The sequence below is a fragment of the Sulfitobacter sp. 1A13496 genome (assembly GCF_043557225.1).
GTDB lineage: Bacteria > Pseudomonadota > Alphaproteobacteria > Rhodobacterales > Rhodobacteraceae > Sulfitobacter > Sulfitobacter faviae.
Map to the genome: position 1 here is coordinate 111,143 of NZ_JBIFFP010000001.1, position 23,705 is coordinate 134,847.

22 protein-coding genes and 1 pseudogene are annotated in these 23,705 nt (G+C 63.2%); 15 read left to right on the forward strand and 8 right to left on the reverse strand.

What is annotated here, in order from left to right; genetic code table 11:
• The first annotated feature begins 85 nt into the window (after positions 1-85).
• On the forward strand, positions 86-961 hold the full coding sequence (locus tag ACGYLX_RS00540; RefSeq protein WP_394448061.1) for a LysR substrate-binding domain-containing protein: 876 nt from the start codon (positions 86-88) through the stop codon (positions 959-961).
• On the opposite strand, the gene ACGYLX_RS00545 is transcribed toward ACGYLX_RS00540, so the two are convergent.
• The gene (locus ACGYLX_RS00545; protein ID WP_394446737.1) at positions 958-1,614 is read right to left on the reverse strand and encodes a GntR family transcriptional regulator; all 657 of its coding nucleotides are present in this window, start codon (positions 1,612-1,614) and stop codon (positions 958-960) included. The genes ACGYLX_RS00540 and ACGYLX_RS00545 overlap by 4 nt on opposite strands.
• Before the next feature lie 173 nt (positions 1,615-1,787).
• Here ACGYLX_RS00545 and ACGYLX_RS00550 point away from each other — a divergent pair, with 173 nt between their 5' ends.
• From ACGYLX_RS00550 to ACGYLX_RS00560, 3 genes are all read left to right on the forward strand, one after another.
• Positions 1,788-2,597, forward strand: coding sequence for an ABC transporter substrate-binding protein (locus ACGYLX_RS00550; RefSeq protein ID WP_394446739.1), 810 nt, complete (start codon positions 1,788-1,790; stop codon positions 2,595-2,597).
• Between the two features lie 80 nt (positions 2,598-2,677).
• Entirely contained in the window at positions 2,678-3,349 is a 672-nt protein-coding gene (locus ACGYLX_RS00555) for an amino acid ABC transporter permease (protein WP_067265504.1), read from the forward strand.
• A 73-nt stretch (positions 3,350-3,422) separates the two neighbouring features.
• The gene (locus ACGYLX_RS00560; protein WP_394446741.1) at positions 3,423-4,562 is read left to right on the forward strand and encodes an aminotransferase class V-fold PLP-dependent enzyme; all 1,140 of its coding nucleotides are present in this window, start codon (positions 3,423-3,425) and stop codon (positions 4,560-4,562) included.
• 25 nt (positions 4,563-4,587) lie between these two features.
• On the opposite strand, the gene ACGYLX_RS00565 is transcribed toward ACGYLX_RS00560, so the two are convergent.
• On the reverse strand, positions 4,588-6,177 hold the full coding sequence (locus ACGYLX_RS00565; protein ID WP_394446743.1) for an ATP-binding protein: 1,590 nt from the start codon (positions 6,175-6,177) through the stop codon (positions 4,588-4,590).
• Positions 6,178-6,426: 249 nt separating this feature from the next.
• Between ACGYLX_RS00565 and ACGYLX_RS00570 the strand changes: the two genes are divergently transcribed.
• Entirely contained in the window at positions 6,427-7,281 is an 855-nt protein-coding gene (locus ACGYLX_RS00570) for a fumarylacetoacetate hydrolase family protein (RefSeq protein WP_394446745.1), read from the forward strand.
• 31 nt (positions 7,282-7,312) lie between these two features.
• Here ACGYLX_RS00570 and ACGYLX_RS00575 read toward each other — a convergent pair whose 3' ends face one another.
• The 3 genes and pseudogenes from ACGYLX_RS00575 to ACGYLX_RS00585 form a co-directional block, all read right to left on the reverse strand.
• Positions 7,313-8,524, reverse strand: a complete 1,212-nt coding sequence (locus ACGYLX_RS00575) for a PAS domain-containing sensor histidine kinase (protein ID WP_394448062.1) — start codon at positions 8,522-8,524, stop codon at positions 7,313-7,315.
• Between the two features lie 225 nt (positions 8,525-8,749).
• Positions 8,750-9,385, reverse strand: a pseudogene (locus tag ACGYLX_RS00580) (CHASE domain-containing protein); the annotation flags it as partial.
• Positions 9,386-9,547: 162 nt separating this feature from the next.
• Entirely contained in the window at positions 9,548-10,411 is an 864-nt protein-coding gene (locus ACGYLX_RS00585; protein WP_394446747.1) for an alpha/beta fold hydrolase, read from the reverse strand.
• Between the two features lie 233 nt (positions 10,412-10,644).
• Here ACGYLX_RS00585 and ACGYLX_RS00590 point away from each other — a divergent pair, with 233 nt between their 5' ends.
• Entirely contained in the window at positions 10,645-11,250 is a 606-nt protein-coding gene (locus tag ACGYLX_RS00590; RefSeq protein ID WP_394446749.1) for a LuxR C-terminal-related transcriptional regulator, read from the forward strand.
• A 13-nt stretch (positions 11,251-11,263) separates the two neighbouring features.
• On the opposite strand, the gene ACGYLX_RS00595 is transcribed toward ACGYLX_RS00590, so the two are convergent.
• Positions 11,264-11,488, reverse strand: a complete 225-nt coding sequence (locus ACGYLX_RS00595) for a hypothetical protein (protein WP_394446751.1) — start codon at positions 11,486-11,488, stop codon at positions 11,264-11,266.
• A 286-nt stretch (positions 11,489-11,774) separates the two neighbouring features.
• Here ACGYLX_RS00595 and ACGYLX_RS00600 point away from each other — a divergent pair, with 286 nt between their 5' ends.
• Both ACGYLX_RS00600 and ACGYLX_RS00605 read left to right on the forward strand, forming a co-directional pair.
• Complete coding sequence (locus tag ACGYLX_RS00600; protein ID WP_394446753.1) at positions 11,775-14,291, forward strand: PAS domain-containing protein; 2,517 nt, start codon at positions 11,775-11,777, stop codon at positions 14,289-14,291.
• Position 14,292: 1 nt separating this feature from the next.
• Entirely contained in the window at positions 14,293-14,931 is a 639-nt protein-coding gene (locus tag ACGYLX_RS00605) for a response regulator transcription factor (RefSeq protein WP_067265519.1), read from the forward strand.
• 105 nt (positions 14,932-15,036) lie between these two features.
• Here ACGYLX_RS00605 and ACGYLX_RS00610 read toward each other — a convergent pair whose 3' ends face one another.
• Positions 15,037-16,158, reverse strand: coding sequence for a Do family serine endopeptidase (locus ACGYLX_RS00610; protein WP_067265521.1), 1,122 nt, complete (start codon positions 16,156-16,158; stop codon positions 15,037-15,039).
• 162 nt (positions 16,159-16,320) lie between these two features.
• On the opposite strand from ACGYLX_RS00610, the gene ACGYLX_RS00615 reads away from it, so the two are divergent.
• From ACGYLX_RS00615 to ACGYLX_RS00640, 6 genes are all read left to right on the forward strand, one after another.
• The gene (locus tag ACGYLX_RS00615; protein WP_394432367.1) at positions 16,321-16,992 is read left to right on the forward strand and encodes a response regulator; all 672 of its coding nucleotides are present in this window, start codon (positions 16,321-16,323) and stop codon (positions 16,990-16,992) included.
• The gene (locus ACGYLX_RS00620; protein ID WP_394446755.1) at positions 16,989-18,338 is read left to right on the forward strand and encodes a sensor histidine kinase; all 1,350 of its coding nucleotides are present in this window, start codon (positions 16,989-16,991) and stop codon (positions 18,336-18,338) included. The genes ACGYLX_RS00615 and ACGYLX_RS00620 overlap by 4 nt, the downstream gene beginning before the upstream one ends.
• 90 nt (positions 18,339-18,428) lie before the next feature.
• Entirely contained in the window at positions 18,429-19,907 is a 1,479-nt protein-coding gene (locus tag ACGYLX_RS00625; RefSeq protein ID WP_394446757.1) for a cytochrome ubiquinol oxidase subunit I, read from the forward strand.
• A 1-nt stretch (position 19,908) separates the two neighbouring features.
• Positions 19,909-20,916, forward strand: a complete 1,008-nt coding sequence (cydB, locus tag ACGYLX_RS00630; protein ID WP_209218325.1) for a cytochrome d ubiquinol oxidase subunit II — start codon at positions 19,909-19,911, stop codon at positions 20,914-20,916.
• Positions 20,916-21,026 (forward strand): DUF2474 family protein, encoded by a 111-nt coding sequence (locus ACGYLX_RS00635; protein ID WP_136720396.1) that lies wholly within the window; start codon positions 20,916-20,918, stop codon positions 21,024-21,026. Before cydB ends, ACGYLX_RS00635 begins: the two co-directional genes overlap by 1 nt.
• Positions 21,027-21,108: 82 nt before the next feature.
• Positions 21,109-22,074: an NADPH:quinone oxidoreductase family protein gene (locus ACGYLX_RS00640; protein ID WP_394446759.1), complete on the forward strand. Its 966-nt coding sequence runs from the start codon at positions 21,109-21,111 to the stop codon at positions 22,072-22,074.
• On the opposite strand, the gene ACGYLX_RS00645 is transcribed toward ACGYLX_RS00640, so the two are convergent.
• Positions 22,071-23,051, reverse strand: a complete 981-nt coding sequence (locus ACGYLX_RS00645) for a DMT family transporter (RefSeq protein ID WP_394446760.1) — start codon at positions 23,049-23,051, stop codon at positions 22,071-22,073. The genes ACGYLX_RS00640 and ACGYLX_RS00645 overlap by 4 nt on opposite strands.
• A gap of 103 nt (positions 23,052-23,154) precedes the next feature.
• Between ACGYLX_RS00645 and ACGYLX_RS00650 the strand changes: the two genes are divergently transcribed.
• A complete protein-coding gene (locus tag ACGYLX_RS00650) occupies positions 23,155-23,676 on the forward strand; it encodes a CoxG family protein (RefSeq protein WP_394446761.1) in 522 nt (173 codons plus the stop codon).
• Positions 23,677-23,705: the final 29 nt, after the last annotated feature.

Consider the following 23,705-nt stretch of genomic DNA (forward strand, 5'->3'; position numbering starts at 1 on the left):
GCTGCGTCATTTAGGTGCTGTGATCCCGTGCAGCCAGCCAGATGCTTTGTTGTGTGACTGTAGGAAAACTATCGTGTCGAATGAGATGCCTCTGCCGCCCTTGAACGGGCTTCGTGCCTTTGCCGCCGCGGGGCGTCACCTGAATTTCCGGGCCGCGGCGGATGAGTTGGGCGTGACCCAAGGCGCGGTCGCCCAGCAGGTGCGCGGGCTGGAGGGTCATCTGGGGCTGCGTCTGTTCCTGCGCGAGCCGCGGGGGCTGGCCTTTACCGACGAGGGGCGCGCCTATCATCTGTCGGTATCGCGTGCTTTCGAACAATTGGCGGAGGCGACGGATGCCCTGCGCCACGCGCCCGCGCGGGTGACGATCAGCGTGACACCGACCTTCGCATCCAAATGGCTGATCCCCCGGCTTTCGGATTTTACCCAGGCCCATCCCGGCATCGATCTGCGCATCACGGCGACAGAGCGGGTAGCGAGTTTTCATGCCGATGGGATCGACCTTGCCGTGCGGCAGGCGCGTCCGCCCTTTGGGGCGAGCCTGAGGGCGAACTTGCTTTTCACGCAGGAGGTGGTGGCGGTGTGCTCTCCGGCGCTGCTTGCGGGGGAGGGGGCGGTCGATGCCGCCACACTGGCGCGCATGACCCTGCTTCACGATACCCATGACCTCTGGCCGCGCTTTGCTGAAGAGGCTTTTGGCGGCAGCGTCAAACCGGCCCGCGCGCTGCGGTTCAATCAAACGACGCTGAGCCTCGATGCTGCTTTGGCGGGGCAGGGGGTGGCGCTGGCAAGCCGCTTTCTGGTGCAGCGCGATCTTGAGGCGGGGCGGCTGCTGCGCCCGGTGCTGCATGTGATGGAAGGCGGGCTGGATTTCTACCTGCTTTCGCCCCGGCAGGGGGTGTCGAGCGCGGCGATCATCGTGCGCGATTGGCTCTGTGCGGTGGCCAAGGGCGAGGCGGGTTAATCCTGCGCGCGGGCTTTCAGCCGCAGGAAACTGTCCTCTCCGGCCAGAACGTAGCGCAGCAGCAAAAGCTCCACCTTGGCCGCATCGCGGGCGGTAAAGGCGCGCAGCATGTCGCGGTGCAAATCGACGAGGGTTTCATGCGCGATGGCGTCGCGCAGCGTGGCCATGCGAACGGCCTGAATTTGGGCCATGTAGCGCAGGATCGTGTCGCGCAACTCGATGTTAGGCACGGCCATGATCCAAGTGCGGCGGATGTCTTCGGAGGCGGCATAGAGGCTTTCGATATCGCCGGTTTCCAACGTGCGCTCGGATTGTTCCACCGCGCGGGTCAGGGTGGCGATGTCCTCATCGGTCAGCTGGTTGGTGGCCAGCGCTGCGGCGCGCGGCTCCAGCAGGCGGCGCAACTCGAAAATCTCGCAAATCTGGCGCATCGACAGGTTGGGCAGGGTGAAGCCCCGCGTCGTGCTGTCGAGGTAGCCTTCATGCGACAGGCGCATCAGCGCATCGCGCACCGGCATTCGCGAGACGTTGAACTCTTCGGCGACGGCGGTGTCGACAAAGCGGTCGCCATGGCTGATCTCGCCCCGCTGAATGCGCCCGAGGAAGATGTCGTAAATCTGATCTTTCATGTGGCGCTTGGCTGAGCGGGGCATTCCGACCTCTCTGAAAAGTATGCGATTGCAGGCCGAGCATGCGCAAGAAATACGCTTATGGCTAGGTATAAGTTTGCATACTTGTAAAATTTTATTGAATTCGTATACGAAAACTGGCAGCCAATAGGGGGAAGCTTGCCGCGCTGCGCGGGGGTGTTCACAGGGAGCAAAACATGAATCTGAAAAATAATCTGATCGTTGGCCTCACCGTCGCGGCGCTGACGACACTGTCGGGCGTCTCTGCCATGGCGCAGGGCGTACTGAAAATCGGCTCTTACCCGGCGAACCCGCCATGGGAGTTCAAGAACGAAGCGGGCGTCTTCGAGGGGTTCGAGGTCGACATCATCAATGAGGTCGCCGCCCGGCTTGGCAAGACGACCGAAATCAGCGGCTACGACTTCCGCGCGCTTTTCGTGGCCACTGCCTCGGGCCGGGTCGATGCGGTGATTTCCTCGCTCACCATCACCGATGAACGGCTTGAGGCGCAGTCTTTCACGCAGCCCTATTTTTCGGGCGCATTGGGGGTCGGGACCAAGACCGACGCCGGGATTGCCGATCTCGACGGGCTGGAGGGCAAACGCATCGGTTCCATAGCCACCTCTTTCCCAGAGAATTGGTTGAAAGAGCGGGAGGATGAGCTCGGCTATAAATCCTATTCCAGCTATGACACCACCGCCAATATGCTGACCGATCTGCGCAGTGGCCGGATTGATGCGGCGGTGAATGATATCGTCAGCCTGCGCTACGCCTTTGCCCAGCCGACGATGCAAGGCTTGCAGGTCGCGGTCGAGATTCCGACGGGCGATAAATTCGCGATCATGATGCCCAAGGGCTCTGAGCATCTGGAGGCGGTCAACGGTGCGATCTCTTCGATGAAAGAGGATGGCACCATGGCGGCCCTCTATGAAAAATGGCTCGGCGTGGCCCCTGCCGAGGGCAGCCTTGCGGTGACCCCGCTGCCGGTGCCCACCTCGGCTGACTGATACCTTTGGGCCGCAGGCGGGGCGCCGCTCCGCCCACGGCCCAAAGTTCGCCCCCTGCGATCAAACTGACGGACTGCGCAATGGAAATCATCGACATCTTCTTCAATCTCGACGTGATGCGCCGCGCTTTCCCGATCTTGATGCGCGGGCTGCTCAACACCATCCTGCTGGGCGCTTCGGCGATTTTCTTTGGTGGTATCCTTGGCGTGCTGGTCTGTCTGGTGCGGCTTTATGCGGCCAAGCCGTTCCGGCTGCTGGCGGTTCTGTATACGGATATTTTCCGCGCCATTCCGGTGCTGGTGGTGCTGATCCTTGTCTACTACGCGCTGCCCTTCGCTGGCATCGTCTTTTCCTCATTCGTGGGGGCGACCATTGCGCTGGCGCTGGTGCTGGCGGCCTATACGGCAGAGGTCGTGCGCGCCGGGATCGAAGCCGTGCCGCGCGGGCAGTTCGAGGCCTGCGATGCGCTTGGCCTGTCTTTCTTTACCACCATGCGCAAGGTAATCCTGCCGCAGGCGTTTCGGATGATGATCCCGCCGCTTGCCTCCTATGCGGTGGCGATCATGAAAGACACTTCGCTCGCTTCGGTCGTGGCGATGGATGATTTGCTGAAACAGGCCACCGACGCGCAGGCGCTTTTCGCCAACCCCACACCGCTGCTGCTGGCCGCGCTGATCTACATCGCGATCCTTTGGCCGATGGTCCGTTTCACCGGCTGGCTAGAGCAGCATTACAAGCGCGGCTACCGCTGAGCCGAAGCGGCCCCGTCCCCCACAAAATTACCGTCCCGCGCGCCTGCGCGGCCAACACCCTACGGAGATTACAATGTCCACAGAAACAGGAACGGGCGACGCCTATCTCCTCTATCACTCCATCGGCCAATACCCCGGCAAACATGCAGATATGCTGGCCGGGCTCACCGATTTCACCGATGCATGGGCCGCGCCCAACGGCGATCAATGGGCCGATGTCTTGCCCAAACGCCAGCAGTTCATTGACCTCTGGGCCGAGTTGATCGGCGCGCCGAAGGGCACCGTCACCACGACAGAGAGCGTCACCACCGGGCTGATGGCCGTCATCGGTGCGCTGCCCGAAGGCACCCTGCGCGGCAAGAAGGTCTTGGTGGCTGAGGATGGTTTCCCCTCTCTGCACTTCCTGCTCACCGGCCTGTCGAAGCGTTTTGGTTTCACGTTGAACACTGTGCCGATCCGGCAAGGGGGGCATTGGGTCGAGGCCGAAGACATCATCGCCCATTGGGATGAGGAGGTGGCGCTGGCCCTGCTCACTTGGGTCAGTTCGACGACCTCGCACCGGTTGGACATCCCACAATTGGTGGCGCATGGCCGCAAGATGGGGTCGCTCATCGGGGTGGATATGACGCAGGCCGTGGGGCTGCTGCCCTATGACGTGACCGCGCCGCGCGTCGATTTCGCCCTGTCGACCAGCCTCAAATGGATGTGCGGCACGCCGGGGGCGGGGATCGTCTATATGGATGCCGATTTGATCCCGCAGTGCCAGCCCGAGATGCGCGGCTGGTTCTCGCAAGGCAATCCGTTCTCATGGGATCTCGACGCTTTCGAATTCGCGCCCGACATTCGGCGGCTCGACAGTGGCACGCCTTCGACCGTTCCTGCGGTGGCGAGCTTGCCAGCGATGAAATGGCGCATGGGGCAAAACACCGAAGCACTGGCCGCGCATAACCGCAAGCTGACCGCGCGGCTACAGGCGGGGCTTGAGGAGATGGGCCTTACCCTTGCCAGCCCGGCGGACCCGGATCAGCGGGGCGGCAGTCTTATGGTGGTTCTGCCCGATCACATCGACGCGGCGGATGTGGTGGCGCAATTGGCGGCGCTGGAGATTTACGTCGACAACCGCAGCCAGACCCTGCGCATGTCGCCGGGGGTGCTGACCACCGCCGCCGGGATCGATCGCACGCTGCACGCGCTTCGGGCTTTTCTGACCTGACCCCCGCCGGGGCCGCGATGCGCCGTCAGGAGGCGGCCATCGCATCCGGCCGCCCTTCGAGCGGGGGGAAATCCACGAAAAATGTCGTGCCTTCGCCCTCGGCGGTTTCAAAGCGGATTTCCCCAAGGTGCTGGTCGACAATGGCTTTGACGATGCTCATTCCCAGCCCGTGCCCCTCTTTGACCCGGTAGCTGGAGCCGCGGGAAAACCGTTCGAAAAGAACCGGTTGCAGTTCCAAAGGCAGGCCGCTGCCGTGGTCTTTGACCCAGAACCCGGTGCCATCCTCTGAAAGACCAAGCTGAACCGTGCCGCCTTCGTCCGAGGCTTTGATCGCGTTGGACAGCAGGTTTGACAACAGCCGCGTGAGCCGGCCTTCGTGCAGCCGCAACAGCGGGGCAGGGGCCTCGGATGGAGGCATTTCCAAGCCAACGCCGCGCTCTTTCGCGTAGGAGGTCAAGGTTTCCGAGGCTTGGGCCAAGAGCGGTGCCAAGGGGCGTTCGGAAAATCCCGATTGATCCGGCCTGCGCAGGGTTTCGACATCCAGAATGTCCCCCACCATCTGATCGATGGCCCGCGCGTTGCGCAGCGCAAGTTGCAGCAGCTTGTGCTTTTGCGGGGGCAGGCCGTCAGGGTTCAACTCAAGCAAACGCAGCGCCCCGGTCAGCGCGGTCAGCGGGGTTTTCATCTCATGGCTGACGGTGGCGATAAGCTGGTCCTTGGCGCGTTCGAACTCGCGCTGCTCACTGACGTCGCGCACCACGCCGAGATAGCCCAGATGCTCACCGCGGTCGGTCTCGACCTTGGCGGTGGCGACTTGGCCTTCGAAGGTCGTGCCATCTGCGCGGCGACAGGCAACGGAAAATCCGCTTTCCTTGCTGGTGGTGCCGGCATTTGACAGCTCTTCGCCGACGCGCTCATAGCTGCCGAGGGTCTCGTAAAGAACCGCCGTTTGCCGCCCCAAAAGCGCGTCGGGGCTGTAGCCGAACAGTGTTTCGACCGCCGGGTTCACCATGGCCACGCGGCGGTTGGGATCGGCCATGATGATGGCCTCGGGCACGGCATCGACCATCGCCTTGAGCAGCCCGCGCTGTTCGCGCAGCGCGCGGCGCTCGGATTGCCGCGAGAGCTCGCTGCTCAGCCAGCGGGCGAGGAATTGAACGAATTGGATCTGCGCCTTGCTGAACGGGGCAGGGCGCGGGGCGGTACCGGAAAAGTTCAACGTCCCAAAGAGCGCATCGCCGATTTTCAGCGGTGCCCCAATGTAGCTTTCCAGCCCAAAGTTCTCATAGCAGGGATGGACCGAAATCTCTTGCTGGCCCGCGTGGTGAAAAGAGGTCACATCGTCGTTGCCAAGCGTATGCAGGCAATAGGTGCCATTGATGTCGAAGGTGCTGCCGGGGGCGGGCGCCCAATCGGGCCCATGGACGTAGACGCATTCATAGACCGGGTGATCCACGCGGGAGACGATGCCAAGTTCGAGGTCAAGCGCCTTTGTGCCCAGTTGCAAAAGCTTGGCGATCTTGTCTTCGACAGAGAGGTCAGGTTCGACAGCAAGCATATAGAGTTGCCGCAGCGGATCGTCGAAATCCGCCAGAGCGTTGTAAAAGTCGTTCATATTTGCCTCTGTCGTGGTCTTTGCATCTGTCTTGGCGAACAGGCAGATGTTTACCCAAGGTATCCCCCTCGGGCACCGCTGCCAATGCCGCAACGGCTAAATTGGGGCAAGAACAAGACTTTTCACCCCGGTAAGCAGACGGATGCCGATTGGCAGAGACAGCGTGCGCCACTTTGCAAAGCGGTGGTCATCGTAAATCGAGCAGCTATGGTACGGCCAACGAGGGTTGCGAAGAGGGGAGATTTGACCATGCGATTGATGCGATACGGGGCGCGGGACGGCGCGAAAACGCCGGTGGTGCTGGATGCGGCAGGGCAGGCGCGGGATGTCAGCGCCCTTGTGCCAGACTTCACGCCCGAGACGATCCCGACGTTGCGCGACGTGTTGGAGGGCGTCGATCTGGAAGGGCTGCCGCTGGCCCAGACCCAAGGCCAACGCATCGCCGCACCGGTCAGCCAGCCGCGCAACATCTGGGGCGTCGGGTTGAACTATTCCGACCATGCGGCGGAGTCGGGCATGGAGGTGCCGCGCGAGCCGATCCTGTTCAACAAGGCCAGCCGCACCTATTGTGGGCCGAACGATCCGCTTCTCTATTCTAAAGAGATGAGCAAACTTGATTGGGAGGTCGAGTTGGGCGTGGTGATCGGGCGCACCACCTTGAACGTCAGCCGCGATCGGGCGCTGGATTATGTGCTGGGCTATTGCGTCGTCAACGACGTGTCCGAGCGCGCGTGGCAGGCCGAGCGGGGCGGGCAATGGGTCAAGGGCAAGAGCTTTCCCAACTTTTGCCCCACAGGGCCAGTGCTCGTGACGGGGGATGAGTTGGGCGATCCGGGCAAGCTGTCGCTTTGGACCGAGGTCAATGGCGAGCGGCTGCAAGACGGCTCTACCGAAAAGATGATCTTCGATGTGGCGACGATTGTCTCCTACATGTCCGAATTCATCCAGTTGGAGCCGGGCGACCTGATCTGCACGGGCACCCCGCCGGGCGTGGGCATGGGGCTGAAACCGCAACGCTATCTCAACCCCGGCGACCGGGTTCGGCTGGGTGTGCAAGGGCTAGGTGAGCAGGAGCAAGTGGTGGAGCACCTGCCCGCGCGGTGAGCCGCGGTGTTGAAGAGCCGAGGTACGGCGCTCAGGCCACCTCGGCCTCCCGCGCTTCGGCGGCGGCGACGGCAATGGCAGGGCGCAGGGGCAGGGTCAGCAAAAAGCTACTGCCCTTGCCCATGATGCTGGTGGCGACAAGGCTGCCGCCATGGGCGGTGGCGATGTCGCGTGAAATCGCAAGGCCCAGCCCGGTGCCGCCAAAGCGCCGGGTGGCGGTGGAATCGACCTGATGGAAGGGTTCGAAAACGCGCTCCAGCTCATCTTCGGGGATGCCGATGCCGGAATCCGTCACGCGGAATTCCACCACCTCCCCCCGAATGCGGCAGGTCAGCGAAATGGTCCCTTCGTCGGAGAATTTCGTCGCATTGCTCAGCAGGTTGATCAACACCTGCTGAATGCGTTTGCCATCCGCCAGCATCACGCCGCTGGCCGATTTCACTTTTAACTCCAGCCCTTTGTCTTCGACCATCGGGCGCAGCTGATCTGCGGTCGGGGTGACGATATCGTCGATCTGCACCGGCTCCATCGCGATGGACAGGCTGCCCGCGTCGATCTTGGCAAAGTCGAGCACCTCGTTGATCAGGGTCAGCAGGTGATTGCCCGACCGCTCGACCGTTTGCATGATGTCGCCCAGTTTGGACATCGTCGCCGACAGCTTGGGGGAGAGCGTTTCGCGGGTCTGGGGATCAGCCTCGATGGCGGTGCATAGATCACGCGCCGCCGGGGTCCGGTCGAAATGCCGCGCAAGGCGGACATGGCCCAGAATGACGGTCAGCGGCGTGCGCAACTCATGGCTCAGCACGCCCATGAAATCGGTCTTGGCCTTGTTCGCGTCCTCGGCGGTCAAAAGCGCCTTCTTCAGGTCGGTCACGTCGATCCGCAGACCCACGACGCTGCCGTCTTCCATCCGCCGGTCCGACGTGCGGATGATGCGGCCATCGGGCATGCGCTGCTCGGTCTCGAAGGCGCCGTTTTCTCGCTTTTCCAGCCAGATGCGGATCCATTCTTCTTCCTTGCCGATGGCATCGGGGACCATGCCGCGGCGAATGCTGTCCCGCACGATCTGTTCATAGGTCGAGCCGGGCTTCACCACGTCGCTATAGCCATGAATCTCGCGGTATTTTTCGTTGCAAAGCACCAAGGTGCCCTTGGCGTCATACATGACGAAACCGTGGTCCAAGGCTTCGACACCGGTGCGCAGCCGTTCTTCGGCAAGTTTGCGGTTGTCGGCCAGACGCATGATGTACCACGCAAAAATCGTAACGCCGAGCGCGCCTTGCAGACGCAACAGCCAGTTCAGCCAGAAGTCCGGGCGGTGCTCTGGCCAGCCGCCTTTGACCGTGGCGGCCAGCTGCCAAGTGCCGAAGGCAAAGCTGAAGTCGAGCTTGATCGGGTCGACCAAGGTTAGTTCGGGGTCGCCGATGATGGTCTGTTCGACCTCTCCCTCTGGCGTCAACTCGCGGATGGCCAGATCGTATTTCTCGGTCAGTTCGGGGATTTGTAACCGGCGGACGAGGGCGTCGTAATCGACCACCATCGAGAGGATGCCCCAAGGCGTGTCCGGCGCGGCATTGGTGCCGGTTGAATCAAAGATCGGATGTCGCAGGATCAGCCCGCGCCCGCCCTGCACCAGATCGACCGGGCCGGTCACCAGCCCCTCACCGCTTTGCAAAGCCTGTTCGACTTTCGGCAATTGCGCCGCGTTCTGGCGGTAGTCCAGCCCCAGCACGCCGCGATTGGCCTCATAGGGGTGGACGATGGTGACAACGAGATCGGGGGCCACGGCGAGGTTGATGACATCCGGGTTCTCGGCCATGAACTCTGCCGCGCGGGCGCTGAATTCGGATTGGGTGATCGTCGGGTTCTCGCTGATGACGGTGGCCAATTCGCGCAGTTTCAGGATCTGCTCGAAGATATCCGCGCGGATCCGTTCGCGGACTTCGATCAGCTCCAAGGTGGTGTCGAGCTCCAGATCCTGCATGTAGGTCTGGTAGGACAGCGTCTCGATCCGATGGCCAAAGCCAAGGACAACGGCGCAGAGCGCGACCAGCACGACAATCCGTTTCGCACGCTGAGACAGCGCATTTCTGATCTTTTCCATGCCGGCTTTGCCCAAAGTGGTCCCTGTCCTCCACGCTCCGGCCTTCTGAGGGCCGGATACGCCCCGGAGGCATTAGACCGCACAGTTCTTTGTTGACGCAAGAAAAATACCCGGATGCATGCAAATGCCGGGGCAGTAGCGTCAATTTTGCATAAATCGCGCCTATGAGGGTGCGGATTGTCCCAGCAATTCAACCAGAACGCGACGCAGCAGGGCAATGTCTTGGGGGTTGGACATGCTGGGGGCATGGCCGCAGCCGGGGAATTCGGTCATTCCGGGCCGGGGGCCGCTTTGCGTCATGCGCTGTGCGGCCTTGGGTTGCAGCAGGTCCGACTGCGCGCCGCGCAGCAGATGGGTGGGCGTGCGGGTCCGTGACCAACGGTCCCATGTCGACAACTCATGCGCCGAGGCGGTGAATTGCACGGTGATGCGCGGATCATAATGCAGGGTCAGCCGTCCATCCCCACGGCGCCGCAGTGACGACCGCGCCATGCGCTGCCAATAGGCATCTGCCGCCGGGCCGAAGGGGGCGTAGGTCTGGCGCAGCCAGGCTTCTCCTTCGGCGAAACTGTCGAAGGCGGGCAGGCTGCCCACATAGGAAAGGATCCGCTGCACCGCCGCCTCGGGCAGTTCGGGGCTGATGTCATTCACCACCAAGGCGCTGACGCGCTGCGCCTCGGGGCTAGAGGCGACATGCATCCCGATCATGCCGCCCAAGGAGGTGCCGAACCACGCGGCGCGGTCGATCTGGAAGTGATCCAAAAGCCCCGTCGCGATCTGCGCGTAATGCTCGACGGAATACTCCACCTCAGGGTCTCGCGCCCAACTCGACCTTCCGCGCCCGATCATGTCGGGGCAGAGCACATGGAAATCCCGCGACAGGGTGGCGGCGGCCTCATCGAAATCGCGCCCGGTGCGGGCCAGACCGTGCAGCATTAGCACTGCAGGTTTCTGGCGATCACCCCATTCGGCGACATGCACCTCATGGCCCATCACGGGCACAAAGTGGAACTGGGGGGCGGTCATTGGCGCGTGCCTTTCCGGATCACCATGGGCATAGCGCGGGTGATGCCACCCGCGCCCTTGCCCCCTGCCAGCCGTACCCGCGCGACCGCGGCCCGCGCGATCATGGCGCGTCCGCCATGCGCTTGCGTGTTAGCATCGCGTCCTCCCTGCACGGGCCAGCGCCGTGTTGCGCCGCCTCCTCCCGTCGACTAGCTTGCGGTTTCAGCATCGGAAATAGAGTTAGACGGAGCAAGATGGTGGAAATACGTACCGACGATTGCTTTGCGCAGGGGCGCTTTGAAGAGCTTGCCTTTGTTCATGCGCCCGTCGGGCTTGTGGTGACCGAGAACCGCTGCATCCGTGATTGCAACAACGCCTTCGCGGCGATGTTCGGCTATGCGCGCGGCGATCTGCGCGACCAGCTTTTCGCCATTCTCTACCCCTCGGATGAAGAGTTCGTAAACATCCGCGACCGCGGCGTGGACCAGCTGCGCAAGACCAATACCTATTGGGACGAGCGCATCATGGCACGGCGCGACGGCAGCCTGTTCTGGTGCCGGGTGCGCGGCCATTCCTTCACCCCCGAACGCCCGCTCGACCGCGCGGTCTGGAGCTTTGCAGACCTCTCTGCCGAGCGGCCCTATCTGCCGCTGACCCGGCGCGAGCGCGAGATCCTGAGCCATCTGGCGGAGGGGTTGACCAGCAAGCAAATCGCGCTCAACCTCGATATCTCGCACCGGACGGTAAAGGTCTATCGTGCGAAATTGCTCAAGAAATTCGGGGTCAGCAATACGTCGGGACTGTTTCATTCGTTGGGCGGGATCGACAGTGACCATGTGGTGTCCAACAGTACGAAGTGAGCGGTCTCGGCGCTTAGCCCGCGTCATTTCGTTCGTCACCCTGTTCGGCGCTTTGTGGGGGCGGGGCCGCGGCAGGCTGCTCTTCACCGTCGGATTTGCCCGATTTCTCAGCGGCTTCGGCCATCGCGTCGGCCTGAGCGTAGAGGCTGTGGATCTCCATCAGATCGGCCTGCGTGGGCGTCTTGCTTTCTGCCTTTGCGTCAGAGGGCTTCGAGGGTGGGGTTTCACTATCTGTCACTGCAAAATCCGCGTTTTGACCATGTATCACACGGCCAATTCCGTGGGGTGAGCACAAGCTACCGGCCTGAAATTGCGCCGCCAATTGGGCAAAGCCCCAGCCGGGTCAGGGTTATCCCCTATAGTCGGGAATAAGCTGCTGAAATTGGGGCAGATATTTTCACGAATTTATGGCGCGCCGTCGTATACCCGTTTTGGGAGGCGGTTTAATCGGCCCTTGTCAGGGTTTCCCCCAATAGACAGGGGAGCCGAAAAAGCCGACCTTTTGAGGGAAAGTAGAGGTGCGCATGAGCTTGGTCGCGGCGTTTACATTGATTACGCTGTGCGGGATCGTCTTGTCCGGCGTGATGATCGCCAAGCAGATCGGCGATGCGATCAACCGTTTCGCCGTGGGGGGCGCTGTTGCGGTCTTGGTGCTTTATGTCGCCGTGGTCTTGGCATCGGCCCCGCGCGGCGGCGCCTATAGCGATCCGATCGAACTGGTCTTTGCGGTGGCGGCGCTTGCGGTGCTGGTGGCGCAGGTCTGGCGCGTGATGCGCAACCGGCGCAAGCTGCAAAACACCGCCAATACCGATGAGACACGGCGCAGATTGCCCGACTTCCTCGACCATTTGCCGGTGCAAGCGGCCTTTCTCACGCCCGATATGACCTATGCTTTTGTCAATGACGCCTATAGCGCGTCCTTCGGCAGGCCCGCGGATGAGATCGTGGGCAAACACCTGTCGCAGATCGTCCCGCCGGACCTGCTGGACGAGATTTCGGACAACCTTGAAAAGGCCTTGGCCGGGCGGCAGGTCACATGGCATTTCGATTTCTCGCGCCCCGTGCTGGACCGCACCCAAGGGGCGGCGGTCTATCAGCCGCTGTCCGACCGGGGGCAGGTGGTGGGCGTTTTGGTCATGATCATGGACCGCTCCGCCGTGCAGGACGCGGTGCATGAGGCAGAGGTCAGCGCGGCGAAACATGCGCTTGCGGCAGAGGTGGCGGGGATCGGCTATCTGGAGTGGGATCAGCAGGGCGCGCTGGTCGATGCCTCGCCCGAGGTGGAAGCGCTTTTGGGTCGCGACGCGCAGAACCTGCGCGAGATGTGGCAGCAGAGGCAGAGTTTCGTGGAGCCGCGCAGTCGTGCAACGATCCGCAACAACCTGCATATGGCGGGCAGCCGCCCGCGCGATGTGGTGGAGAACGTCAAGTTTCTTGCCGCCAGCGGACGCCAGATTGAAGCGCGCGCCTGCATTCGCCGTTTGGACCGGGGCCGTCATGTGCATCTGCTGGCCGCGATCCAAGATGTGACGGATCAGCAGAACGTGCTGACCGAACTGGTGGAAAGCGAAACCCGCTTTCGCGACTTCACCGAAAGCGCGACCGATTGGGTCTGGGAGATGGACGCCGAAGGGCGTTTCACCTTTCTGTCTGGCGGGGGCCGTCAGACCGATGCGGAGACCCCGATCTTCGATCTGGGCAAGACCCTTGCCGAAGCCGATGTGGCGAAAGACCAAGGGGATTACGACCTGTTGAGACAACGCTTCGCCGCGCGAGAAGCCTTTCGCGATCTGCGGTTGGTCCTGCCCTTGGGCAGGGGGCGGACACGGCAAATCGACATGTCGGGCAAACCTTTCTTCGATGCCCAAGCAGAACTGGCAGGCTATCGCGGCACCTGTTTCGACATGACCGAAATCGCCACCGCCGAGACCGAGCGCAAAAGCGCGCTGGAGGCTCTGGCGCTGGCTTTCGAGAATATCTCGACCATGGTGGCGCTTTTCGACAGCAGCGACCGTCTGGTCTATTGCAACGAGGAATACCGCGCGACCTATGCCGGGATGGAGGGCGATATCATCGGGAAACACTTCGATGAACTGCTCGCCCACTTTACCCAGACCGGCAAAATGGCGACGGCCACCGAAGGCAAGAGCCGCTGGAGCGCGCAGCGGCGCGACCGGCGCAACACCCCGGCCAAGTTCTTTCGCGCGCGGACCTCCACGGGCCGTTGGCTGGAAGTGACGGACTATCCCGTGGCCGCGGGCGGGCTGCTCACGATCGCCTCCGACATCACCGAAAAGGTCGAGCGGGAAGAGCGGCTGCACCGGCATGAAACGGCGCTGCAACTGCTCAACCGGCGCGAAACGCTGGGCCAGATGACCGCCGCCATCGCCCATGAATTGAACCAGCCTTTAGCCGCTATTCACAATTTTGCCGCAGGCTGCGTGCTGCGTGCCAAGAACGACCAGCTTGAGAGAGAGGATATGATCGCCGTGCTCAACAATATGCAAAGCCAATCTGAACGGGCCAGCGCCATCCTGCGCTCCATGTCGAACTATCTGCATAGCGACGATGCCGACCGCAATGCGGTCCGCTTTGACGAGATCCTCCGCTCGGTGCAACTGCTGATCCAGCCCGAAAGCTCGGCCACCGGGGTCACCGTGGCCATCAACGATCAATGTGGCGAAGTCGCCCTGCATTGCGCCCGGATCGAGATCGAGCAGCTGTTGATCAACCTCATCAAGAACGGCATCGACGCCTGTCGGGAGGCGGAGCGTGCGGATGCCGAAGTCTCGGTCACCGCGCGCTGCGAAGCCGGGGAGATCGTGATCGACGTGGCCGACGCGGGGCGCGGCTTTGCTCCGGACATGCCCGCGCAGACCGCCTTCAGCGCCTTCCGCTCTACCAAGGACAAGGGGCTTGGCGTGGGGCTGGCGATTTGCGAAACGATCGTTCTGTCCCATGGCGGAACGATCGCTGTGACGAAATCCGATGCCGAGGGCGCCTGCCTGACCGTGCGTCTGCCGTTGGAGGTGCAAGAGTAGAATGTCGCAAGAGGGGATCGTTTACGTCGTCGATGATGACGCCGCGGTGCGGGAGTCTCTGGTGTGGTTGCTGGGCTCCGTTGGGCTGCGCGCCATTCCCTTTGCATCGGCGGCGGCGTTCCTTGACAGCTATGAGGACAGCGGTTGCTGCTGCCTTGTGAGCGATGTGCGGATGCCGGGGATGAGCGGTTTGGAGTTGCAAAAGGCGCTGAACGCGCGGGGGATCAAACTGCCGCTGATCCTGATGACGGCCTTCGGCGATGTCTCTACCGCCGTGACGGCGATGAAGGCGGGGGCAGTGGATTTCATCGAAAAACCCTTTAACAACCAAAACATGCTCGACCTGATCAACGCGGCCCTTCAGTCCGATGCGGCCCGGCGCAAGAGCAAGGCGGCAGAGGTCGAAAACGCGCAGCTTCTGGCCCGGCTCACCCCGCAGGAGCATCGGGTGTTCGAACGTGTGGCGGCAGGGCTGTCGAACCGTGAGATCGGCAGCGAGATGGACATCTCCATCAAGACGGTCGAGGTGCACCGTGCGCGGGTGATGCGCAAGCTTGAGGCGAATTCCGTGGCGGAACTGGTGCGGTTCCATATGCACAATGCGCCATCAGGCGAAGGAGACGGCGGCGAGGGCACATAAAAAGCCCCGGCAGTGCAGGACCACCGGGGCAGGCTGCCCAGCCCCCAGCGAGGGCGAAGGGCTGGGGGCTTCCCGGCGGCATGAGGAGCGCCGGGAAGGCGTGGATCACGCCGGCTTGGGTTCCAGCGCGCCCACGGTCACGTCGAGGGTCTGTTCAGACCCTTTGCGCAGCACGACGACCTCTGCCGCGCTCTCGGGCGTGGTGGTGGCCACCGCACGGGTCAGGTCGCGCAGATCGTCGACTTCCGTGTCACCGAAGGACAGGATGATGTCGCCCTTCTTAAGGCCCGCTTTGGCGGCGGGGCTGTCTTCGGTGATCGCTTCGATCACGGCGCCGCGCGGCTCGTCATAGCCCAGCACATTGGCGACCTCGGGGGTCATGGGCCGGATCTGCACGCCCAGCCAGCCCCGTTCGACCGACCCGTCATCGGCCAGATCGGCGACGATGGTCTGCACCAGATCCGAGGGCACCGAGAAGCCGATGCCAACAGAGCCGCCACCGGGGCTCAGGATCGCGGTGTTCACGCCCACGACCTCGCCGTCGTTGTTGAACAGCGGCCCGCCGGAGTTGCCGCGGTTGATTGCCGCGTCGGTTTGGATAAAGTCATCGAAGGGGCCTGCCTGAATGTCCCGCGACAGGGCCGAGACGATGCCCGAGGTCACAGTGCCGCCAAGGCCAAAGGGGTTGCCCACGGCCACGACCTCATCACCCACGCGCAGGGTTTTCGAGGTGCCGAAGTCCACTTTGGGCAGGTCCACATCCGCAGAGACTTTCAGCAGCGCGATGTCGGTCATCGCGTCGCTGCCCACTACTTCGGCGTCGAACTTACGGCCATCGGCGAGTTTCACGGTCACTGTCTCGGCACCTGCGACGACGTGGTGGTTGGTCACGATCTGGCCGTCCTCGGAGATGATAAAGCCCGAGCCCAGACCCTGACGCGGGGCGGGGGCGGCGCCATCCTGACCGGGCAGCATGTGCTCGAACCGGCGGCGCAGTTCCTCGGGCATGCCGGGGGGCAGCTGTTGCTGGGCCACGGCCTGCTGCTGCTTGCCGGTCACTTCGATGAAGACGACGGCCGGGGAGACGGCCTCGACCAGGTCGGCATAGCCGCCCGGCGGAACCGCAAGCGCGGCCGAGGGGGCCAGCGCCAGCATCGGCGTCGCGGCCATCGCGGCGCTCAGCGCAAGGGCGGCGGCGCGGGGGGCTTTGGAAAGGGTCTTGGTCATTGCATGCTCCTTGCTGTGCATTCGGTCGTTCCGGGAGCCTATCTGGACCTGCGGTTTTACAGTGCCTTGCCGTGCCCTATACAAATTTGTGAGATTGCCGCCTCTGGGCTGCACGGGCGGCGAATTTGGCATAATTCATCGGGAATCCTACATGAGGACACGATGAAACTGCTTGTTGTCGAAGACGATACCACCACCAGCACCTATATCGCGCGTGGCCTGCGCGAGGAGGGGCATGCGGTAGATGTGGTGGCCGATGGCCGCGACGGGTTGGTGCAGGCCACTACCGGGCAATATGACGTGCTGATCCTTGACCGGATGCTGCCTGAGTTGGATGGGCTGGCGCTGCTGAAAACCCTGCGTGGGGCGGGCAATACCACGCCGGTGCTGCTGCTGACGGCCATGGGCGCGGTGGAGGACCGGATCGACGGGCTCAATGCCGGGGCGGATGACTATCTGGTCAAACCCTTCGCCTTCGGAGAGCTCTCGGCGCGGGTCAACGCATTGGCCCGCCGTCCGCAGGCGTTGGAGCAGGAGACGGTCCTGCGCGCGGGCGACCTGACCATGGACCTCATCAGCCGCCGGGTGACGCGGGCGGGCCAAGAGATCGACCTGCTGCCGCGGGAGTTTGCCCTCTTGGAGCATCTCTTGCGCCGCAAGGGCCGGGTGCAGACCCGCACCATGCTGCTGGAGGCGGTCTGGGACATCTCTTTCGACCCGATGACCAATGTGGTCGAGACCCACATCAGCCGCCTGCGGGCCAAGGTGGACCGGCCTTTTGACAGCGAGCTCATCCAGACCGTGCGTGGCGCGGGCTATAGGATCGACGCATGAAGGCGCGGCTGGCGGGGCTCTGGCGGTCGATGCCGCTGCGTCTGGCGCTTTTGCTGGTGCTTTTGTTCACCATCGTCAGCCTGCTCAGCCTCGCGGCCAGCTATGCAGTCACCCAGCGGTCGTTCGAGCAAGCGATCCGCGCCGATCTGGCGCAGGACATGGCGGGCTTTCGCGCCGCGCCCGGTGCCGCCGCCCTCGCGCGGCTGGTCGAGGCGGAATCGCGTGAGACCGACCCGAACCGGCTGATCCTTAGCTACATCGGCCCCAACGGGCGCATTTACGGCAACGGGGCCATCGCGCGCGATAACGAGGGCTATCACATCGTCTCGATCGGCGCGGCGCGGGCGGAGTATCGGGGTGTTTACCTGACCCTGACCGACACGCTCTATGGCGGGCTTTTGACCATCGCCCGCAGCCGGGCCGAGATCACGGCCCTGCGTGAAGTTTTCGTCAATATCTTGCTGGTGAGCCTGCTGCCCACGGTGCTGATCGCGCTGTCGGGCGGGCTGATCCTTGCCCGCCGCTCCAAACGCCATGTGGAGGTGATCCGCGCCACGCTGGACCGGCTGACGACAGGAGATCTGGCCGCAAGGGTCGTGCCGGGGCCGCGCTGGTCGGACGACCTGCTGCGCATCGGTGAGGCGGTGAACCAGATGGCCCGGGCGCAGGAAACCTCTGTCGCGGCGCTGCGGCAGGTCTCTCTCGATATCGCGCATGACCTGAAGACCCCGATTCAGCGTGTCTCGGTTCATCTTGACGATCTGGACCGGGCCGAGGCTGCGGGCGCGGACCCCGCCGAACCGCTGGCCCGTGCCCGGGCCGAGTTGGAGGGCATCGCCGCAATCTTTCAATCGCTTCTGCAATTGGCGCAGGTGGAGCAGGGCGAGGCCCGCGCGCATTTCGCCTCCGTCGACCTCACCGCGCTTTGCCGCACCATGGTCGAGCTTTACGAACCCGCAGCAGGGGAGCAGGGCAAACACCTGCTCTGCGCGCTGCCCGAAACGCCTGTTCATGTCACCGGTGACCGCGCGCTTTTGGGGCAATTGCTGGCCAATCTGATTGAAAACGCCCTGCGCCATTCCGGGGATGCCGAGGCGGTGAAGGTCGCGCTGAAGCAGGCGGCGGGGCAGGTCACGCTCACGGTGGCGGACGGCGGCCCCGGCATTCCGGCTGAGGACCGCGACAAAGTGTTGCAGCGCCTTTACCGGCTGGATCGCAGCCGGGGCACGCCGGGTCATGGGCTGGGTCTGGCGCTGGTCGATGGGGTGGCGAAACTCCATGGGGCAAGGCTGGAGCTTGCCGACAGCGCGCCGGGGCTGCGCGTCGTGGTGACGTTCGACAGCTAGAACGCGGGCCAAGCACTGCGGCAATTTAGCCTGTGCCGCTCCCGCCGCCCGGTCCTATATAGGTCAGGAAACAATACGCGGGGGCTTCATATGCTCGACGGTTACACCGCCGAAATCCTAGCGCGGGTGCAGTTTGCATTCACGGTTTCGTTCCACATCATCTTCCCGGCTTTCTCGATCGGGTTGGCGAGCTTTCTGGCCGTGCTCAACGTGCTCTGGCTGTGGAAACGCGAAGAGACCTATTTGAAGCTCTTCAACTACTGGAAGAAAATCTTTGCGGTGGCCTTTGGCATGGGGGTCGTCTCGGGCATCGTGATGTCCTACCAGATCGGCACCAACTGGTCGGTCTTCTCTGACAAGGCAGGGCCGGTGGTCGGGCCGCTGATGGCCTATGAGGTGCTCTCGGCCTTTTTCCTTGAGGCGGGCTTTCTGGGCATCATGCTTTTTGGCCGCAAACGGGTGGGCGACGGGCTGCATATGTTCGCCACAGCGCTGGTCGCGCTTGGCACGCTGGCCTCGGCCACATGGATCCTTTCGGTGAACTCTTGGATGCAGACGCCTGCGGGCTTTGCCATCAATGACGTGGGCCAATTCGTGCCCGAGGATTGGTGGGCGATCGTCTTCAACCCGTCCTTCCCCTACCGTTTGGTGCATATGGTGCTGGCGGCCTATCTCACCACGGCGCTGGTCGTGGGCGGGGTCGGGGGGCTGCACCTGCTGCGCGACCGTGCGGATGCGGCAGCGCGGCGGATGTTCTCCATGGCGATGTGGATGCTCTTGCTGGTCACACCGCTCCAGATCCTCGCAGGCGATATGCACGGGCTGAACACGCTGGAGCATCAGCCCGCCAAGGTCATGGCGATGGAGGGACATTACGACAGCCACCCCGAGGGCGCGCCGCTGATCCTCTTTGGTATCCCGAACCCCGAGGAAAAGCGCATCGACTACGCGGTAGAAATTCCCAAACTGTCGTCGCTGATCCTCAAGCATGATCTGAACGCGCCGCTCGACGGGCTTGACACGATCCCGGACGCGGATGAGCCGCCGGTGGCCATCGTCTTTTGGTCTTTCCGCATCATGATCGCGCTTGGCTTTGCGATGCTGGGGCTGGGGCTTTGGGCGGCCTTCGCGCGGCTGCGCGGGTGGCTTTACGATGCGCCGATGCTGCACCGTCTGGCGCTGGTGATGGGGCCGACCGGCTTTGTGGCGGTGCTGGCAGGCTGGATCACGACCGAGGTCGGGCGGCAGCCCTTCACCGTCTACGGGCTGCTGCGGACCTCTGACAGCCTTGCCCCGATTGAGGCTCCGGCGGTCGCGACCTCGCTGATCGCCTTCATCGTGGTGTATTTCTTCGTCTTCGGCGCGGGCACTTGGTATATTCTGGCGATGATGCGCAAGCCGGTTGTCGGCCATGTGCTGGAGGATGAACGCGACGACGTTCAGGGGGACGACGCGCAAGACGGGGCGGCGCAGAACGACCCGGCGCGCGGCGAGGGGCCGATCCTTGCTGTCGGCGAAGAGGCGGCGGTCAGAGACAAGACCGCGCATAACAAGGGCGAGGAGAGCTGAGATGTTTGGACTTGAACTTTCGTTCATCTGGGCCGGGATCATCGCCGCAGCGGTGTTGATCTACGTCATCCTCGATGGCTTCGATCTGGGCGTTGGGCTGCTCTTTCCGATGACCAAGGATGAGGGCGAGCGCAATGTGATGATGAACTCGGTTGCGCCGATCTGGGACGGCAATGAGACGTGGCTAGTCTTGGGCGGCGGCGGGCTTTTCGCCGTTTTTCCGCTGGCCTATGCGGTGGTGATGCCCGCGCTTTACATGCCGATCATCCTGATGCTTCTGGGGCTGATCTTCCGCGGCGTGGCGTTTGAGTACCGCTGGCGCACGAAACGCTGGAAACCGCTGTGGGATATGGCATTCTTCGGCGGCTCGCTGGTGGCCTCTTTCTGTCAGGGCATCGCCTTGGGCGCGCTGGTGCAGGGGATCGAGATCGAAGGCCGCGCCTATGCGGGCGGCTGGTGGGATTGGCTCACGCCCTTCTCGATCCTGACCGGTGTGGCGGTGACCACGGGCTATGCGCTCTTGGGCGCGACATGGCTCAACATGAAGCTTGAGGGCCGCATCCAAGCGCATATGCGCCGCCTTGCATGGCCGTTGGCGGTGGCGACACTGGTCTTCATGGGGCTGGTTAGCCTTTGGACGCCCTTCACCGATGCGGTCTATTTCGAACGCTGGTTCGCATGGCCCACCGCGCTCTTCAGCGGCATCGTGCCACTTTTGGTGGCGCTGGCGGCTTTCGGCATGCTGCGCGGGTTGCAACGCCGCGGCGACAAGCAGCCGTTCTTCTGCGCGCTGGCGCTCTTCGTGCTGGGCTTCATCGGCATCGGGATCAGTTTCTACCCCCATATGGTCCCGCCCAGCCTGACCATTGCAGAGGCTGCCGCCCCGGATGAGAGCCTGATGTTCGCGCTGGTCGGCACCTTGGTGCTGCTGCCACTGATCCTGAGCTACACCGCCTATGCCTATTGGGTGTTCCGCGGCAAGATCGACCCCGAGGAGGGCTATCACTGATGCGCCACTGGCTGAAACGCGCGGGCTGGTTCGTGGCGCTTTGGCTGGCCAGCGTCGCCCTGCTGGCCGTGGTGGCCTATGGCATCCGGCTGGTGATCATGCCCGGCTAACGCAGCGGCGCGGGCCACGGGTCTTGCCAAGCGCGCTGGCTTCTGGCCTCTTCGGGCCAAAGCAGCACGAAAGGACAGCCCGATGCGCGCCATGCAAGTCACCGCCTATGACGAACCGCTTACCCTGCAAGAGCTTGAGATGCCCATGCCGGGGCAGGGCGAGGTGCTGGTTCAGGTCGAGACCTGCGGGCTGAACTTTGGCGATCTGTTGATCATCAAAGGCACCTATCAAGAAAAGCCGCCGCTGCCCTTCACGCTGGGGATGGAGATGGCGGGCAGGATCACCGCTCTGGGCGCGGGGGTGGAGCACCTGAAGGTCGGTCAGCGCGTGGCGGCCTATACCGGGTTTGACGGGCTGGCCGAATATGCCGCCATTCCGGCGGCGGTCTGCGTGCCGATCCCCGAAGAGATGACGGCGGTCGACGCGGCGGCCTTTCTCATTGCCTATGGCACCAGCCATGTGGCGCTGGACTATAAGGCGCGGTTGCAGCCGGGCGAGCGGCTGCTGGTCTTGGGCGCGTCGGGCGGCATCGGGCTGACAGCGGTGGAACTGGGCAAGCTGATGGGGGCCGAGGTGATCGCCGTGGCGCGCGGCGAAGATAAGCTCGCCGTCTGTAAAGAGGCGGGCGCCGATCACCTGATTAATTCTGAGACCGACGACATCCGCGCCATCGTCAAGGAATTGGGCGGGGCGGATGTGGTCTATGACCCGGTGGGCGGTGATCAGTTCAAAGCCGCCATGCGCGCCTGCAACCCCGAAGCGCGGCTGATCCCCTTGGGCTTTGCCAGCGGCGAGGTGCCGCAGATCCCGGCCAATATCCTGCTGGTCAAGAACCTCACCGTTTTGGGCTTTTACTGGGGCGGCTATGCCAAGATCAAACCTTCGGTCCTTACCGACAGTTTCGCCGAGCTGATCAAATGGTATGTCGCGGGCAAGCTGAAACCCCATGTCAGCAATGTGATGCCGCTGGAACAGGCGAATGAGGCGCTGGCCCTGCTGCGCGACCGCAAGGCGACGGGCAAAGTGGTGGTGGAGGTGGCGGCTTAAGCCCGCCGCCCGCCCTGCAAACGAGTCACGCGCAGCGCCTTCTGGCGCTCGCGCAGGTAGACGAACAGACCCGAGGCAAGGATCAGCGCGATCCCGACCCAGACCTCCCAGACCGGGAGGTCGCCAAAGATCACGAAACCCCAGAACACCGCCAGCGGCAGGCCGATATATTCGAACGGGGCCACGGTGGCGGCATCCCCCAGCCGGTAGGCTTGGCTGAGGCAATAGCCGATCAGCGCGATGTTCAACCCGATGCCGAGGAAGGTGAGGTAATCCTCCCGCGCGGGCCAAATCCACGCGCGCAGCAGGAACTGGAGCGAGGCGCTGCTGCCCTCATCCACGAACCGCCCATCGCCCGCGATCAGGAAAAACCCCAGCGACACGGCGACAAAGGCGGCTTGGATATAGACCATCAGCGCCGAGGCTTTGGAGTTCACCCCGAGCTTGCGGGTCATCAACTGGTTCAATGCATAGGTCAGCGCCGCCAGCACCGGCAGCAGCAACACCCAGCGGGAGGTTTCGAGCGTCGCGGTACTGGCCCAAGGGCGCATCATGATCACCACGCCGATGAACCCCACGATCACCGCGCCAAGGCGCAGCGGGCCGACCTTTTCACCCAGAAGCGGGATCGACAGCACCGTAATGAAGAGGGGGGCTGCAAAGAACAGCGCCGTTGCCTCGGCCAGCGGCAGAACCGACAGCGCCAGAAAGAAGGACATGTTCGAGATCACGATAAGCAGCCCGCGCAGCAGATGCAGCCCCGGCTGCCGCGTTTTGAGCAGGTGAAGCCCGCCTTCCAGCTTGACCAGCACCAACCCCAGCAGAATCCCGATGGCCGAGCGGGTGAAGACGATCTGATGCAGCGGATAGCCGCCCGACAGACGTTTGATCAGCATGTCATTGACCGAAATCGCGGCGACGCCGAGAAGGATCAGCCCGATCGCCAGTCCGGCGCGGTTATGGGAATTACTTGTCATGGCAAAGACCTATCAGCCCGGCGCGTAAGGTCCAGCGCTTTGACATTGGTTTGCGCAGATTTACCCGCTAGACTGTTGCGATACGCCAAAGGGAGAGCCAGCCATGCAGATGTCCGACACCCGCCAGATCGCCGCCACCCCCGCCGAGGTTTACGCGGCATTGCTGGACCCGGAGATGCTGCAAACCTGCGTACCCGGCGCGCAAGACGTCTCAGGCTCGGCCCAAGAGGGCTATGACGCGACGGTGGTGCAAAAGGTCGGCCCGGTGAAGGCGACGTTCAAGGGGCACGTGAAGCTCTCCGATCTGGTGCCGAACGAAGCGCTGACCATCACCGGCGAGGGCAAGGGCGGTGCCGCCGGTTTCGCCAAGGGCGGGGCCGAGGTGCGGCTGGCCGAAAAGGACGGCGGGACCGAGTTGAGTTATGATGTCGAGGCCAAGGTCGGCGGCAAGCTGGCGCAGCTTGGCAGCCGGATCATCGACGGTTTCGCCAAGAAAATGGCGGATCAGTTCTTCGACAACCTGCAATCCTCGCTCGAAGGTCCGGCAGAGGAGGGCACAGAGGCGTCGGCCACCGAAGAAGACGCGCCTGCCAAAAAGGGCTGGTTCGGCCGCGCCAAGACCTGAAGGCATCTGTTCAGCCGGTGCAAAGCCGG